12 protein-coding genes are annotated in these 16,367 nt (G+C 48.6%); 8 read left to right on the forward strand and 4 right to left on the reverse strand.

Annotation, left to right across the window (positions count from 1 at the left end; genetic code table 11):
- The first annotated feature begins 2 nt into the window (after nucleotides 1-2).
- Complete coding sequence (gene lepB, locus ACYVAM_RS15125; protein WP_461068369.1) at nucleotides 3-1,175, forward strand: signal peptidase I; 1,173 nt, start codon at nucleotides 3-5, stop codon at nucleotides 1,173-1,175.
- Between the two features lie 63 nt (nucleotides 1,176-1,238).
- On the opposite strand, the gene ung is transcribed toward lepB, so the two are convergent.
- On the reverse strand, nucleotides 1,239-1,904 hold the full coding sequence (gene ung / locus ACYVAM_RS15130; protein WP_461068371.1) for a uracil-DNA glycosylase: 666 nt from the start codon (nucleotides 1,902-1,904) through the stop codon (nucleotides 1,239-1,241).
- 142 nt (nucleotides 1,905-2,046) lie between these two features.
- Here ung and apaG point away from each other — a divergent pair, with 142 nt between their 5' ends.
- From apaG to ACYVAM_RS15145, 3 genes are read left to right on the forward strand one after another with little or no spacing between them, the layout of a single operon-like run.
- Complete coding sequence (gene apaG / locus ACYVAM_RS15135) at nucleotides 2,047-2,433, forward strand: Co2+/Mg2+ efflux protein ApaG (RefSeq protein WP_012924864.1); 387 nt, start codon at nucleotides 2,047-2,049, stop codon at nucleotides 2,431-2,433.
- Between the two features lie 7 nt (nucleotides 2,434-2,440).
- Complete coding sequence (locus ACYVAM_RS15140) at nucleotides 2,441-3,220, forward strand: O-methyltransferase (RefSeq protein ID WP_461068373.1); 780 nt, start codon at nucleotides 2,441-2,443, stop codon at nucleotides 3,218-3,220.
- Nucleotides 3,221-3,277: 57 nt separating this feature from the next.
- Nucleotides 3,278-4,642: a monooxygenase gene (locus tag ACYVAM_RS15145; RefSeq protein WP_461068375.1), complete on the forward strand. Its 1,365-nt coding sequence runs from the start codon at nucleotides 3,278-3,280 to the stop codon at nucleotides 4,640-4,642.
- Nucleotides 4,643-4,773: 131 nt separating this feature from the next.
- Here ACYVAM_RS15145 and ACYVAM_RS15150 read toward each other — a convergent pair whose 3' ends face one another.
- Nucleotides 4,774-6,954 carry a DEAD/DEAH box helicase gene (locus tag ACYVAM_RS15150; RefSeq protein ID WP_461068377.1) on the reverse strand — a complete coding sequence of 727 codons (2,181 nt, stop codon included), beginning with the start codon at nucleotides 6,952-6,954 and terminating at the stop codon, nucleotides 4,774-4,776.
- A gap of 513 nt (nucleotides 6,955-7,467) precedes the next feature.
- On the opposite strand from ACYVAM_RS15150, the gene ACYVAM_RS15155 reads away from it, so the two are divergent.
- Nucleotides 7,468-7,701 carry a DUF2905 domain-containing protein gene (locus ACYVAM_RS15155; protein ID WP_461068379.1) on the forward strand — a complete coding sequence of 78 codons (234 nt, stop codon included), beginning with the start codon at nucleotides 7,468-7,470 and terminating at the stop codon, nucleotides 7,699-7,701.
- Here ACYVAM_RS15155 and ACYVAM_RS15160 read toward each other — a convergent pair.
- The gene (locus ACYVAM_RS15160) at nucleotides 7,667-9,232 is read right to left on the reverse strand and encodes a hypothetical protein (protein ID WP_461068381.1); all 1,566 of its coding nucleotides are present in this window, start codon (nucleotides 9,230-9,232) and stop codon (nucleotides 7,667-7,669) included. The two genes, ACYVAM_RS15155 and ACYVAM_RS15160, sit on opposite strands and share 35 nt — an antisense overlap.
- A 258-nt stretch (nucleotides 9,233-9,490) precedes the next feature.
- On the opposite strand from ACYVAM_RS15160, the gene fbaA reads away from it, so the two are divergent.
- On the forward strand, nucleotides 9,491-10,570 hold the full coding sequence (gene fbaA / locus ACYVAM_RS15165; RefSeq protein ID WP_460938429.1) for a class II fructose-bisphosphate aldolase: 1,080 nt from the start codon (nucleotides 9,491-9,493) through the stop codon (nucleotides 10,568-10,570).
- A gap of 73 nt (nucleotides 10,571-10,643) precedes the next feature.
- Here the strand turns inward: fbaA and ACYVAM_RS15170 are convergent, their stop codons facing one another.
- Nucleotides 10,644-11,204, reverse strand: coding sequence for a hypothetical protein (locus ACYVAM_RS15170; RefSeq protein WP_461068383.1), 561 nt, complete (start codon nucleotides 11,202-11,204; stop codon nucleotides 10,644-10,646).
- A gap of 634 nt (nucleotides 11,205-11,838) precedes the next feature.
- Here ACYVAM_RS15170 and ACYVAM_RS15175 point away from each other — a divergent pair.
- Both ACYVAM_RS15175 and ACYVAM_RS15180 read left to right on the forward strand, forming a co-directional pair.
- Entirely contained in the window at nucleotides 11,839-15,138 is a 3,300-nt protein-coding gene (locus ACYVAM_RS15175) for an efflux RND transporter permease subunit (protein WP_461068385.1), read from the forward strand.
- Nucleotides 15,122-16,258, forward strand: a complete 1,137-nt coding sequence (locus ACYVAM_RS15180) for an efflux RND transporter periplasmic adaptor subunit (protein ID WP_461068387.1) — start codon at nucleotides 15,122-15,124, stop codon at nucleotides 16,256-16,258. The genes ACYVAM_RS15175 and ACYVAM_RS15180 overlap by 17 nt, the downstream gene beginning before the upstream one ends.
- Nucleotides 16,259-16,367: the final 109 nt, after the last annotated feature.

The raw sequence follows: 16,367 nt of genomic DNA on the forward strand, positions 1-16,367 counted from the left end.
ACGTGTCAGTAACTCAAACGAAGGCCGAAACTAGACCGGCTAAAGCCAGGAAATCGCCCATTCGGGAATGGTTCGATTCCGTTCTGTTTGCCGTTGTCGCGGCCACGCTCATTCGCTGGTTGTTTATGGAAGCCTTCACGATTCCAACGCCGTCGATGGAAAACAGCCTGATGGTAGGCGACTTCCTGTTTGTGAGCAAGTTGCATTATGGCACCCGTACTCCCCGTACACCGTTGCAGGTACCGCTGACTCATCAGAAAATATGGGGAACGGACATTCCATCCTACAGCACGGCCATTCAATTGCCTTCCTACAGGCTGCCAGGTTTCACTCACGTAAAAAATGGGGATGTGGTCGTGTTTAACGTACCGCCTAAATACCTGAACGACAATATCGACTACCCGGTTGATCTGAAAACGAACTACATCAAGCGGTGTATCGGTATTCCCGGCGATGTGCTTGAAGTTCGACAACGTGAGGTGCTCATCAATGGAAAGCCATTTCCAACGCCACCCCGTTCGGAGCAGAAATATTTTATTAAAACAACCGAAGTCCTCGACGCGACATTTTTCCGTAAGTACGACATCGTAAATGATTACCGCGACCCAAGTCAGCCAACCGAGAACTGGAAGCCGCTGGAGCAATACAACGATTCGACTAAAACCTCGGTCATGGTGGGTTATAGCGTCAATACCACACAGGACGTCATTGCTAAATTCAAAAGCTTTGATTTTGTGAAAGGCATTGAGCCCATGTCTGATAAGCCGGGAGAAATGTCGCCAATGATCTACGGTACGCCAACGTTCAAGTGGAATCATGATAACTTCGGTCCGATCACGATTCCAAAGAAAGGCGCAACCATTCAACTCAGCGCCCAAGCCATTGCACTTTATGGACCGGTCATTCAGTTGTATGAAGGTAACGAAAAGGTAGAGGTTGCGCCCGAACAAATTAAAATTGGCGGCCAGCCGATCAAGTCGTACACCTTCAAGCAGGATTATTACTTTATGATGGGCGATAACCGCGATAATTCGCTCGATTCACGCTTCTGGGGCTTTGTTCCCGAAGATCATATCGTGGGAAAGGCCGTGTTCGTCTGGATGTCGCTGGACCCAAATCCGGCCAATGCCTGGAATAAAATCCGCTGGAATCGCCTGTTCAGAACGATTGATTAAAAAGCAGGGTGCCAGGAGAAGGGTGTAGCTAATCGTAGCTCCCTACTCCTGGCACCCTGCTTTTTACCATTCCACGGGTGGCAATCCTTTACTTTCCAGATACGCATTTGCCTGACTGAAGTGCTTGTTGCCGAACCAGCCGCCGTAGTTGGCGGCCATGGGCGAAGGGTGTTTGGCTTTTAGAACCAGGTGTTTCTTGCCATCTATAATAGCTCCTTTTTTCTGAGCATAAGCCCCCCAAAGCATAAAAACGACGTGCTGTTTTTCGTCCGAAATGAGTTTGATTACCGCATCGGTAAATGTTTCCCATCCTTTTCCCTGATGCGAACCCGCCTGACCGGCCCGTACGGTCAATGTTGCATTCAGCAGCATCACTCCCTGGCTGGCCCAGCGTTCCAGATTGCCTGATTTAGGAATCGGTTTGCCCAGGTCATCCTGAATTTCCTTAAAAATATTGACCAGCGACGGCGGCTTCGTGATGCCATCCGCCACCGAAAAAGCCAGACCATTGGCCTGCCCTTCGCCATGATAAGGGTCCTGTCCAAGAATGACAACGCGGGTATCATCAAAACTGCATTTATTGAAGGCGTTGAACATCAGTGCACCGGGAGGGAAAATACGTTGCGTACTGTATTCGTGTCGCAGAAATTGGGCTAATTCGGCAAAATAAGGTTTGTCGAATTCGGATTGAAGCCGATTTTGCCAGGATTCGGCAATAGATACATTCATGAAGGAACTGATAAGAGTGTTTAGGCATTATAGGCCTACAAACGCCAGAATCCCCTCCCGAAAAAAAAATTGAGAGCGGACCTTGCGTAACAAAACTAATAAACCTAATTTTCGTTGTAAGGTTGCAAAACGACACTAATTTATGGTTTCGTCAGTCACAGAAGGCGTAAAAGTTAGCGTGAAGACAGAGTATCAGGCTGATTACTCTAGTCCGCTCCAGGCGCATTATGTTTTTACTTATCGGATTACCATCGAAAACGCGAGCGACTACACCATTCAGTTGCTCCGGCGTCATTGGTTAATTTTCGACTCCAATGGCACCGTTCGGGAGGTCGAAGGAGAAGGCGTTGTCGGGCTGCAGCCGGTGCTGGAACCGGGGGAGGTCCACGAATATGTATCGGGCTGTAATCTGCGTTCGAGCATTGGGAAAATGGCCGGTACCTACCTCGTCGAACGTATTATTGACGGCAAACAACTACGGGTCAGTATTCCTGAGTTCACGATGGTTGTGCCTTATAAGTTAAATTGATTCATTCTTGCTGCTTGCTTATTTTCGGTATCTGAGTCGCGCCCGCGACGAACACGCGCTTCATTCTCCTTTTCTGTTTGCGTTATATACACAGGTTATTCGGGCGAAAACCGGCTCGAAAGCCTTGTTCGCCCCTATAAGGACTCTGCGTAACGAACTTCGTAAAAGCCGCCGGCTTATCACCATTGCTGACTATGGAGCAGGATCGAAAGTGAACGAGTCCCGGCAGCGTACCGTAGGTGATATTGCACGTAATTCACAAAAAACAGCCCGTTTTGGCCGACTACTATTTCGGCTCATCCAGCGATTTGAGGCCAAAACCATCGTGGATTTGGGGACATCTCTGGGTATGACAACGGCCTACATGGCCGAAGCGACCAAGCCCTATGGTGGCCATGTGCTCACGTTTGAAGGATGCCCCGAAACGGCGGCAGTGGCGCGTCAGAATTTTGGGCAGCTGGCCATTCAGAATGTAGCGATTGTGGTGGGTAATCTGGATGAGACACTTGCCCCTCAACTTTCGGCCCTCGAGTCAGTTGATTTTGTTTTCTTCGACGCCAATCATCGCTACGAACCCACAGTTCGTTATTTTGAAACCTGTTTGGCTACTATTCACAACGATACGGTATTTGTTTTTGACGACATTCACTGGTCGGATGAAATGGAGCAGGCATGGGCGTACATCAAAGCGCACCCGTCCGTCAGCGTCACAGTCGATTTGTTCTGGGTAGGGCTGGTCTTCTTTCGGCGGGAGCAGCCGAAGCAGGATTTTATCCTTCGTTTTTGACGGAATAGCGGGCAAATTATAGTATCTTTCAACGGCTTTTTTGCCCGCCTAGCACACATGAACTTCCTGACTTATACCCGATTAGGCCTGCCCATTGGCGTGCTGGCTCTATCGCTGCATACAATTTCCTGTACGAAAAGCAGCACTGAGCCAGAGGCACCGGCTGCCACGTCATCGTTCGACCTGATTCAGCAAAAAATTCTGACGCCGACCTGCGCGACATCGGGTTGCCATTTGTCCGAAAAAGATGCTACGTTCTTTCAGCATGGACTTGTGCTGGCCGACGGGGTAGCGTATCAGAATCTGGTTGGTGTTGATCCGAAAAACAGCGATGCGAAAGCCGACGGATTGAAACGGGTGAAAGCCTTTGCCTCGCTGGAAAGTCTGCTCTACCACAAACTGACCACTACGGCCAGCCATCATTCGGGCAAACAATACGGCAATCCGATGCCGTTGGGGGGCGTTTTGCTGTCTGATGGTCAAATAGAATTTGTCAGGCGGTGGATTGATGCCGGTGCGCCTAAGACCGGGACAATAGCCGAGGCCACTTTGCTGGACGATAAAACAGTAACGACAACGGCCTATGAGCCACTAACGGTGCCCGCTGCCGGAACGGGCTTTCAGATGGCTGTTCCGGCGTTTGATATCCAGCCCAACTTTGAACGGGAGTTATTTACCCGGCGGATGGTCGGTAATACGCAGGATGTTTACGTGAATCGGTATGAAACGAAAATGCGGAGCGGCAGCCACCATTTCGTTGCCTACGATTTTCGAAGTAAAACGGCGCTGCCGAATCTGAACGACATTCGTGATCTACGCAACCCTGATAATTCTCTAAATATATTGACGGCTCTAACGATGTCCAACCACGTGTATCTGGCGGGATCACAGGCGCAATATCAGGACTATGTTTTTCCCGAAGGAGCTGCGTTGCTGATCCCGGCAGGGGCTTCGCTCGACCTTAACTCCCATTTCGTCAATAAAACGACGACGGTTATGAAGGGAGAAGCCCAGATTAATCTGTACACAATCGACAAGTCGAAGGTAAAGCAAATTGTGCAGACGCTGGATTTGAGTAACACGAACCTGACAATTCCCGCCAACGGGCGCGTGACGCTGACCAAATCATTTGCTTTCAACAAGCCTCGTAAGGTGCTCACGCTCACTTCACACATGCACAAACTGGGTGAAAAATTTGTGATCAAAATATTAGGGGGCGCTCGGAATGGTGAAGTCGTTTATACGTCCACCGATTGGGAGCATCCCGATATTGTCACGTTTAAAACGCCCATTGAACTGCAAAAAGGGGAGGGCCTTATCTCCGAGATTACGTACAATAATACCACGGGCAAGGCGGTCAATTTTGGGTTGACAAGCGAAGACGAAATGGGCATTATATTCGGCTACTATTACGACGAATAGTGGGCTCTTCAGGCCGTTTTACAACATATAATTGTCAATCCCATCGGACCGCGTAAGCGGAAGCACAAAGAGCACAGAGTTTTTTACGACTCTGTGCTCTTCTAAAACTAATTTTGCTAGACTACTAAGGATTAGCGGGCTAGTTCAATGTTAACCCGGCGACCTTTGATCGTGTTACCTTCCATAGCGTCGACAACGCGGTTGGCTACATCTTTCGGTACGTCAACATACGTGAACTTGTCGAAGATATCGATGCTACCGATGCTGCTGCCTGGAATGTTTGCTTCGCCAGCAATGGCGCCAACAATATCACCTGGACGAACGAAATCTTTCCGGCCAATGCTTACCATCAGACGAGTCATGTTGGCATCACGCTCACGAGGGGCGCGCTGATCATCGCGTTCGAAATAAGGCTTACGCTCACCACCCTCATTGCGGTCGTTGAAACGGGGACGTTCAGCGCCAGCGCTCCGGCGATCACCAAAACGAGAGTCGCTACGGCCACCATCACGATCACCAAAACGCGAAGCACCACGGTCGTCGCTACGACGGTCACCAAAGCGTGATGAACTGTCGCTCCGGCCACCACGACGGTCTTCAAAACGGCCGGCTCCATCACCCCGGCCACGGTCTGCGTACTTGTCGCGACCATTCCGGCGATCATCTTCCAGATTGAGGTTCTGATCAGCAAACTCGTTTTTCTCCAGACCCATGCTCCGTTTCACCAGGGCAGCTACAACCTGTTCGGTTGAGAAACCGGCGTGGTTCAACTGGGTCAGTAGGTCGTCATACAGGTTCAGGTCTTTACTTTCCTGAATCGTCTGTTGCAGTTGCTCAATAAAACGAGCCTTACGGACGCCGACGATATCTTCGAAGGAAGGAATTACGCCTTTGTCAACCTTAACTTTCGTATAGGTCTGAATTTCGCGGAAACGATATTTCTCATCGCGGCCAACAAACGAGAAGGCCCGGCCCGATTTACCAGCGCGGCCCGTCCGGCCGATCCGGTGTACGTAATATTCTTCGTCGAGGGGAATGTCGAAGTTGATAACGGCATCGACATCATCAACGTCAATACCACGGGCTGCTACGTCGGTGGCCACCAGAATGTTGGTTGTACCGGCCCGGAATTTGCTCATCACGTTGTTCCGTTGTGCCTGACGCAGGTCACCGTGCAAACCTTCGGCCTGATAGCCCCGGATTTGAAGATCTTCAACGATCTCGTCGACTTTCCGTTTCGTATTACAGAAGACCAGCATCAGTTTGAGGTCGTACATGTCGATCAACCGACACATTACTTCCACTTTTGCTTTCGCTTTTACTTCAAAATAGACCTGTTCGATGTTGACGTTTGTCAGTTCTTTCTTGACAACTTTCACCAAGACAGGATCTTTCTGGAATTTCTGGGTGATCTGCATGATCGGCTTCGACATCGTTGCCGAGAACAGAATCGTTTGCCGCTCTTCGGGCATCTCTTCCAGAATACTCTCAATATCTTCACGGAAGCCCATGTCCAGCATCTCATCAGCTTCGTCAAGAATCATCATCTTAACGTTGTTGAGTTTGAGTGTGTTACGTTCCATATGGTCCATAACGCGACCGGGCGTACCAATAACAATATGCACACCGCTTTTGAGTGACCGGATTTGCCGCTCAATGGAGTCGCCCCCATAAATGGCTTCGATCCGAACGCCCCGCTTGTATTTGGCTAGTTTCTTAATTTCTTCCGCTACCTGCAACGCCAGTTCGCGTGTTGGGCAAAGGATAAGTGTTTGCACCGAACGGTCCTGAATGTCGATCAGGTCAAGGGCAGGTATACCGAAGGCGGCCGTTTTACCGGTGCCGGTTTGTGCCTGTCCAATGACATCGCGACCTTCCAGAATTGGGGGAATGGCTTCCGCCTGAATAGGCGACGGGCTTGTAAAGCCCATATCCGTAACGGCCGATAACAGTTCTGCCGAAATGGCCAGGTCAGAAAATAACAGTTGATTTGGGTCAGCCGCTTTGGGGGCTGTTGCGTCGGCAACGGCTGGCGCGGCTGCGTCGGCTGCTGGCAGAGACTCATCCGCAACGATCACGACTTTATCGGCAATGCCTTCAGCAATAAGTTCTGTAGCTGTATCGTCAAAGGATGTTTCCTGAGTTGATTCGGCTGCTGGTTTTGCCACTTTCTTTTTAGGAACCTTGGCGGTTTTGGATTCAGATGTTACCGCATCGGTAGGAGCGACCGCACTGGCGGCCATTTCCGTGGCTATTTTTTCAATGTCCAGGAGTGCATCCTGATCTGCGGATTTATTTGTTTTCGTTTTCATTAACTTGGAAATGATTAAATACGTAAATCATCCAAGCGAAGACGAGTATGTGCCAGTGAACGGCGCGATAATGCGAGAATTGCCCAACGAACCAAGCTGCCCAACGACCCAACAGGACCACCTCCCCGAACCTTTTCAAGGGGAATAAAGACAACGAACCGGATCTACCGGCCGACTGATTGACGATTAGCCCACGCGCTAAGGTCCCGCTCACGGCGGGACGTCCACACAGAAACCCATCCTGTACATCCGTACATAAGCTCTGTCAGACCTAACTCAACACGTAAAAAAGGAGAGAAACAGAGACGCGAACGGATGTCGCTTGTAAAATCTGGTGCAAAAGTACAACTAAATTATCCGAAAAGCAAGCATTTACCTATAAATATTGTATTTATTTGGGAAACGACTTGGCTGATGGGCATGTTTAGGTAGTGTAGTAGGATTTTCGCTTGAAATCATATCGGATATCAATTGATTATAGAACTGATCCTATACAAAACGATAGTTATCACAATGACACCTTTATTCGGCAAAACTATTATAGTGATCGGGACAGTAATCGTACTGATTGGAATCGTGATTTACTTCTTTGGGGATAAACTTAGTTGGCTGGGTCGGCTACCCGGCGATATTCGGATAGAAGGCAAAGAAGGTGGAGGATTCTATTTCCCTATCGTAACCTGTATTGCCGTCAGTCTTGTCCTAAACCTGATTATCGTCCTGATCCGCCGTTTTTTCGGCTGGTAGCCTTGCCAGAATCCCTGGTCGGGTTGTCCTCGCGATAGGTTAGCTTGTTGATGTAAAATACTTCCCGCTGCGGTACATCCCGTTGCGCTGTTTTGGAAAGGGCAATTTTCTGGAACCCACACGCCAGAAAATGCTGTCCATACCAGGCCATGAGATTATCCTGAGCCGAAAACGTCACTTTTTCGTTCTCGGCATTGGTTTGTAATTTAAACTTTTCCGTTTCCTTCAGAATTTTACTGCCCTCGATGACTTCCGTCGTGATTTCGCCATCACTTGGGTAAGCCAACACAACCCGATCTCCCTGCTGAGAGACCTGCACCATCTCCGTTAGATCCGTACTGACAAGTTCCTTAATAGGGAAGCAATTGTCCCACAGAAGTTTCCCCTGTTTGTCGAACCTGCAAATAAACGCATGGGTGTACCGAAACCCCTCGTATCGGTCATTTCCACGAAGGTAGCCGCCATAAGCCAACGTACTGCCCCGATACTGAGGATAGTAGACTTCCGCAATGAGGGTTAGCCCATCGGCAGTGGGCTTCAGGTCATGTACCAGAAGCCTGTAGCGAAACTTATAATCTTTACCTTCATTTTTCTTCTTCTGTGCCTTAGCCAGCAGTTTTTGCTGCCGTTGCGGTTTCAGGTAGTTGAAAAAGTTCTGCAGTTGTGAAAACTCAATGTACTGAATGGCACTAGCCGGTTCAGTACCGGCATCGCCGTGATGAATACGTGTGACATAAATGCCCTGGGAGTAGGGGGTGCAGTCGGTGGAGTAATTTCCTACCAGTAGCGATTCCTGTTGATTAACAGGTAATAATTTTCCTGAAATGAGGCTGTTTGACGCCCCATCGAAGTCAAGCGTTCGAAGGAGCTTACTCTCATAGTTATAGGTGCGTATCGAGAATTTGCAGTGACGCCGGAGCGAATGAACCAGTACGTGCACTTCCTGCCGGGCTTCGTCAATTTCGAGGCTGCTGATTTCCATTCGGTTAACATACATGCCGGGGAGCACTTTCACGGTGCGGTCGAAAAAAGAAAACGACATGACAACCGGCCGACCGTGGTGATACCCACTCACGTAGGCCTGGCTTCCCATCACCTTAAACTGCTGAACGTCCAGCTGGTCGATCAGGCTACCGTCAAACGTCTCAATAACTCCATCGTCGAGGTGCAGCCGCACAAACTGATATTGATCCGTATCATACTCACGAAAAAGGTGATACACATACCGATCGGAATCGTAGGTCGACACCTGTTTAAATTTAACATCCTGCTTAAATTCTGTCTGCCACAGTAGCTTAAGGTTAACGTCGTATCGTCTGAAGCTAAGTTTAACCGGTGTATTATCGACAAAACTGCCGGTACGGATTGTCATCAGCAAACCCCGTTCGTCAAGCGGTGTTACATCAAAGGCTTCGGCTTCATTGGGGTCCGATGGAATTTCAAGGCGCATGGATTGCGCCAACTGAGCCCATGCCGGCCGAAATCCGATAGCCAAAAACAGCCAACTGACTATGTAGAGGATACGAAGCATGGAAATAGATTTATATAGATGGCGTATTGTTCTGTGTGTCTACGAAGTTACCTAGAATACCTAACAAAAATCATACCTCCTGCTATAAGTTCCTAATCGGATTAAGGTGTGTAAATCATTCGTTTTCCCAAGAAGCACTTCGGTAAGATTAGTATTTTTTTTACAATATCCCCAACTTTACCTTTCGAAGTTAAATAGGTTAACCGTCCTTATTTTCGGTACACTATTTCTTGAACGAATCCAAAATTTGTCTTAACTATGAGTGAAGTAGCCACCCGTTTTGCCCCCGGCGTTGTGACCGGCGAAGGCGTCACCGAAATTTTCCGTCACGCCAACGAAAATGATTACGCCCTTCCTGCCGTCAATGTCGTTGGAACGGACTCCGTCAATGCCGTACTGGAAACGGCTAAAGCTGTTAACTCACCGGTAATCGTCCAGTTTTCGAATGGTGGCGGAATTTTTTACGCGGGTAAAGCCCTGCCCAACGACAAACAGCAAGCCGCCATTGCCGGATCGATTTCGGGTGCCCTCCATGTTCACCATGTTGCTGAACTGTATGGCGTACCGGTCATTCTGCATACCGACCACTGTGCTAAAAAACTCCTGCCCTGGATCGACGGTCTGCTCGAAGCGGGTGAAAAGCACTTTGATCAAACAGGTAAGCCCTTGTACTCGTCGCACATGCTCGACCTATCGGAGGAGCCAATCGAAGAGAACATCGAAATATGCTCGAAATATTTTGAGCGGATGGCCAAAATCGGCATGACGCTTGAAATCGAATTAGGTGTAACGGGTGGCGAAGAAGACGGCGTCGACAATTCGGATGTTGACGATTCCAAACTCTATACCCAACCTTCTGAAGTGGCTTATGCCTATGAAGAGTTGAGCAAAATCTCGCCAAACTTCACCATTGCAGCTGCCTTCGGAAACGTACATGGTGTGTATAAGCCTGGAAACGTAAAACTGTCGCCTATCATTCTGGACAACTCGCAGAAATACATTCAGGAGAAATACGCTACAGGACCATTGCCGGTGAATTTCGTATTCCACGGTGGATCGGGTTCCAGTCGGGAAGAAATTCGGGAAGCTATTCGCTATGGCGCCGTTAAAATGAACCTCGACACCGACATGCAGTGGGCCATGTGGGAAGGTATTCTGAAGTACTATAAAGCCAAAGAGGGCTATCTGCAATCGCAGTTGGGCAACCCCGAAGGCGCAGATTCGCCAAACAAAAAATATTATGATCCACGGGTGTGGCTTCGTAAGGGCGAAGAAAGCATGGTACAACGGTTGAAAATCGCTTTTGAAGATTTAAACTGTATCAATCGTCTGGCCTAGTCATTGTTGTATAAAATAAATGCGCCCATACTAAATTTAGTATGGGCGCATTTATTTTATACAACAATGACTTTTACATCGCTTTCCCTGTCAATATCAGCTGAACACTTTTAGCCTGTGGCTCTTTGGTGAAATCGACCGTACCACCGTACTTTTTATCGAGAGATGATAAAAGTAACAGAGCTATAGAACCCGTACTCTGTTCTTCCAGCGTATATATTTTGCTATCAGTCAGGTCTTTTCCTTTCGTTAAATTGACGTTTATACTGCCTAATTCAAGATTCGTATTTGTCAGTGTGTTTATCGTCCACGTAGATTTTTCACCTTCGGCGTCCGTCAACACCAGCGTTTTATCTGTCGGCTGGCTCCACTTACCTGTTACTGTTTTACTGTTATCTAAGTAGGTGTATGTGCCACCTTTATTTATGGTGACCGTGTTGTCATCACCAATTATGCCTCCATTGCTTGTCTGAATTGTGTAGGCTTTCGTATCTGTCTTGACATTTATTTCTGGGAATGTCCATTTACGAATCAGCAAATCTGTTGCTGGTGTTACGTCATCACCAGATTTGGAGCAGCCTGCCAGCGTCATGGCAAATAGAGCTACCATAATTAAATAGTACTTATGCTTCATATTGTTTTTAATAGAACGTTTTTACAGAATCGCCCAAATGTACACATACTTACTGGCTGTTTCAATTATATATATACTTCTTTGCTTCTGGTGTATTAGTAAAAAAGAGAACAGATCAACTTTTAGAAAAAAACGATCATTTATGGATGGCCAATTTATTTTGTTTGCCAGAGAGGTCATTTAATAAATCAAGATTTAGATTTAAGAATCAGAATTCAGCGCAAGACAACCACCCTAAGTAATTGCGCTGTTCCAGACACAAGTGTATTAAACAATTTGATTGGTTATGTAAGTGATCGTTCTGTCATGAAAATACTGAAAATCAGTCATTTATAGATACGCGGGCTGCTTCTTTTCTAGTAAGGGTTTCTACTTATTTACAGACTTGTGTGTCGATCAAGAATAAAATTTCTAATTGTATTTTGGTTGTGAAACCTTTAGTCGTTAGGCTACCGATCGCTTCTAATTGCCAGCCGAATTCGTTAACTTTCAGGTAGATATATCAGTGGATATGATGTATTATGGAAAAAATTGGCTTTTGTTGGAATTGATTTTCCATTGAGAGAAGAAGTCGATAGATAGCTAATTTAATTTCAACGTTGACAGCTGAATTTAACAGTACTTTAACTAAAACATGAATTTAATACGATCAGCGTTACGCAAGCCGATAACCGTTCTGGTGTTAGTGGCAAGCTTGTTTTTTTTCGGAATCAGCGCCGTCCGTACCATCAAGATTGACATATTTCCGAATCTTAACCTACCCGTTATCTATATTTCCCAGCCATTTGGTGGGTATACACCCAACCAGATGGAGGCATTTTTTGGAAAGCAGTACGTAAACCTGCTCCTTTATGTGTCGGGGGTAAAAAGTATCGAGACGAAGAATATCCAGGGAATAACGCTGCTGAAATTATCGTTCTACGAAGGCACCAATATGGCGCAGGCAGCTGCCGAGGTGTCTGCTTACTCAAACCGGGCACAAGCTCAGTTTCCGCCAGGATCCCAACCGCCCTTCATTCTGCGTTTTGATGCTTCTACGTTACCCGTGGGGCAATTGGTGTTGAGCAGTCCAATTCGTAGTAACAACGAGCTCCAGGATTTGGCGAACGTTTACATCCGTTCGGGTTTCACCTCTATTCCCGGTCTGGTATCACCCGCTCCGTTTGGGGGCAACTCCCGTTCCATTGTCATTAAGGCTGACCCGGAATTATTACGGTCGCACAACTTGACACCCGATCAGCTGGTGGCCGCACTCAGGATCAATAACCAGGCAACCCCGGCCGGAAACGTTCGGGTTGGAGACCTTAATTACTTTACGCCCGCCAATACCACCGTTCTGAATATCAAGGATTTTGGTAATATTCCGCTCTTTACCGGAACGGTTCAAAACCTATATCTCAAAGATGTAGCCACGATTGAGGACGGCGCCGATATTACGCAGGGATATGTGCTGGTCAACGGAAAACGCTCGGTCTATCTGCCTATCACCAAGTCATCTGACGCATCGACCTGGGAAGTTGTCCAAAACCTGAAAGCCGCTTTGCCCCGTTTTCAGGCGCTGCTGCCCGAAGATGTGACCCTGACCTACACATTCGACCAATCGGTTTATGTGATCAATGCCGTAAAAAGCCTAATGACCGAGGGCGCCATCGGTGCTATTCTGACAGGCTTGATGGTACTCCTGTTTTTGGGTGATGTTCGGGGAGCGCTCATTGTGATTATTACCATTCCAACCTGTATTATCGCCGGCGTCCTCTTTCTGTCGCTCTTTAAGCAAACCATCAACATCATGACGCTGAGTGGCCTTTCGCTTGCCATTGGTATTCTCGTCGATGAAAGTACAGTAACGATTGAAAACATCCACCAGCATATGGATATGGGCAAACCCAAAGCGCTGGCCATCTGGGATGCCTGTAAGGAAATTGCTTTCTCCAAGCTGCTGATTCTGTTCTGTATCCTGGCTGTTTTTGCGCCGGCGTTCACTATGAGTGGCATACCGGGAGCGCTTTTCTTGCCACTGGCACTGGCTATCGGGTTTTCGATGATCACCTCATACCTGATGGCGCAGACGCTGGTGCCGGTGCTGGCCAACTGGATGATGAAAGAACACACGCATGTGAACAATGGTCAGGCTGCGCTTCCTGTAAATGGAAAAGTAGTCCATACCAATGGCGTGGCCTCGGGCAATGGAAACGGATCGCCTGACGACTTGCTTGACGAAAAGCGGAAACTGGCCCACCAGAAAGACATTAATCACGATGGGAAGATCAGCTATTTCGAGCGGGTCCGGATTCGGTTCGTGCGGTTCATTGGCCGCATGTTACCATACCGAAAGCCGATTGTGCTGGTATATGTTGTGGGCGCACTGGGGTTGGCCGCTTTACTCATTACGGTGATTGGCCGCGATGTGCTACCCCGCGGTAACGCCGGTCAGTTTCAGGTTCGGCTGCGAAACCCCGATGGCACCCGACTCGAAAAAACAGAAGCCACGATGCTGAAAACCATCGACGTGCTGAATAACCTGGTTGGAAAAGAGAATGTTGAGATCACGTCGGCCATGGTGGGTATGCACGGTGCTCAATTTTCGACGAGCCCGATCTATCTGTTTATGGCGGGGCCGCAGGAGGGCGTTTTGCAGGTGAGTTTGAAAGAAGAGTATGAGGTCGATCTGGACGAACTAAAGGATGAGTTCAGGGCCAGCATGAAGAAAGCCTTGCCCGGAGTCAAGCTTTCGTTTGAGCCGATCGAATTAACGGATAAGATTCTGAGTCAGGGCTCGCCAACGCCAATTGAGGTCCGGCTGATCGGTAAAAATAAAAAGCAGAACGAAGAGTACGCCAATAAAGTAATCGCCAAGTTGAATCAGATCCCGTACCTGCGTGATGTGCAAATCGGGCAGGCTACCAAGTACCCGGCAATCAACGTAACCATCGACCGGACGCGGGCCGCTCAATTAGGAACGGATATTTCAGCTATTTCACGCTCGCTGGTGGCTGCTACTTCCTCTTCGCGTTACACAGAGAAAAGTGTCTGGATCGATCCAAAATCGAGTCAAAGCTACAGTGTACAGATTCAGGTTCCCGAAAATAAGATGACGACTATCGGGGATCTGGGCGAGATACCCATTACGCCCAATGCGAGTCGTCCGGTCCTGAGCGATGTTGCCACGCTGCAAAAGGGAACAACCTACGGCGAAAACGACAACGTTGGCGCGATCCCGGTGCTATCGGTAACGGCCAATCTGAATGATATGGATTTAGGAACAGCAGCCACTGATGTTCAGAAAGCAATCGACTCGCTGGGTGAACTACCCCGCGGGTTGACCGTGAAAATGCAGGGACTGACCGAGGTGTTGATCAGTACGCTCGACAGTCTGCAAAATGGCTTGCTGGTGGCTATTGTCGTTATCTTCCTGATGTTGTCGGCCAACTTCCAATCCTTCAAAGTATCGCTGGTCGTTTTGTGTACGGTGCCTGCCGTATTGGTCGGTTCGCTGGTGTTGCTGATGTTGACAAAGTCGACGCTCAATCTGCAATCCTACATGGGCATGATTATGTCGGTCGGTGTGTCCATTTCCAATGCCGTGCTGATGGTCACCAATGCCGAGGAACTGCGGATGCGAAGCGGCAACGCCTTGCTGGCAGCCCGTGAAGCGGCCTCACTGCGCATGCGCCCCATTCTGATGACCAGTGTGGCCATGGTGGTTGGTATGATTCCGATGGCATCTGGGCTGGGCGAAGGTGGGTCACAGACAGCGCCCCTGGGACGTGCTGTTATTGGTGGCCTGATCGCGTCGACATTTGCCGCTTTGTTCATTCTGCCTTTGGTATTCGCCTGGGTACAGGGCAATACCTCAACGGAGTCGGTATCGCTCGATCCCGAAGATAAAGAAAGTAAATTTTATATTCCCTCCCCGTATGAAACGGCCAATTAATCAGTCAATCCATAGCTTGCTCGTTGCGTTCAGTAGTGTACTTCTTATCGGTGCGTTGGTCGGTTGTCATTCATCAGAAGGCAAAGAGGAGCGCAAGGAAAAGGAAGAAGCGAAAAAAGCCGATGCACCCGCCACGGTTGAGGTATTCCCGTTGCAACGCGGAAAGTTATCGTCCTCGCTGCAAGTACCGGGTGAACTGGTTGCGTTTCGGGATGTCGATATTTATGCCAAAGTGAGTGGATACATTAAATCGCTGAATGCCGACGTAGGTACTGAAGTGAAACAGGGACAATTGCTGGCTCTGGCCGAAGCGCCTGAACTAAGCGCCCAACTATCCTCCGCCGAATCGAAGCTTAAAGTGCAGGAAGCCCTTTCTATTGCCAGCAAAGCTAATTATGAGCGGATTCTGGAAGCCAGTAAATTCTCGGGTGCCGTATCGAAAAACGACGTCGATCAGGCATTGGCCAAGCGTAATGCCGACCTCGCCCAACTGGAAGCTGCCAAGTCAGCTTATCGGGAAGTGGCCGATCTGAAAAAATACCTGGAGATACGGGCTCCGTTCAACGGCATTATCAGTGCCCGGAACGCCAGCACCGGTGCCTACATTGGACCGGCGGGTAAAGGCTCCGAATTCCCGTTATTCGTGCTGACTGAGCAAAAGAAACTGCGTCTGGTTATTTCGATTCCTGAAGCCTATACAGGCTACGTTGATCTGAACGACCAGGTCACGTTTAATGTCAAAGCCTTTCCCGACCAGAAGTTTACCGGGCAGGTGAAACGCCAGGCGGGGGCTCTGGACAAACGGCTCCGGTCTGAGCGGGTGGAGGTCGATGTCATGAACAATGATAAGAAATTGCTGCCCGGTATGGTTGCCGAGGTAAACGTACCCTTGCCAACGAAAAACAATACATTCATTGTCCCCAAATCGGCCATTGTCAATTCAACGACCGGCGTTTTCGTCATTAAAGTCGTTACAGGGAAAGCCGAGTGGGTGCCGGTTAAACGAGGACTTGAAGCCGACGAAAAAGTAGAACTGTTCGGCCCGCTGACCGAAGGCGATCAACTCATTAAGTCGGCAAATGAAGAAATACGGGATGGCTCGTCGGTGAACGTAAAGTAGAGACGCATACTTGCGTCTCGGTAGGCATCAGCAATTAGTCCATTTTGATGCATCAGTATTATTAAATTAACGATTGCTGAGGCCTACCGAGACGCAAATATGCGTCTCT

Source organism: Spirosoma horti (genome assembly GCF_054776595.1).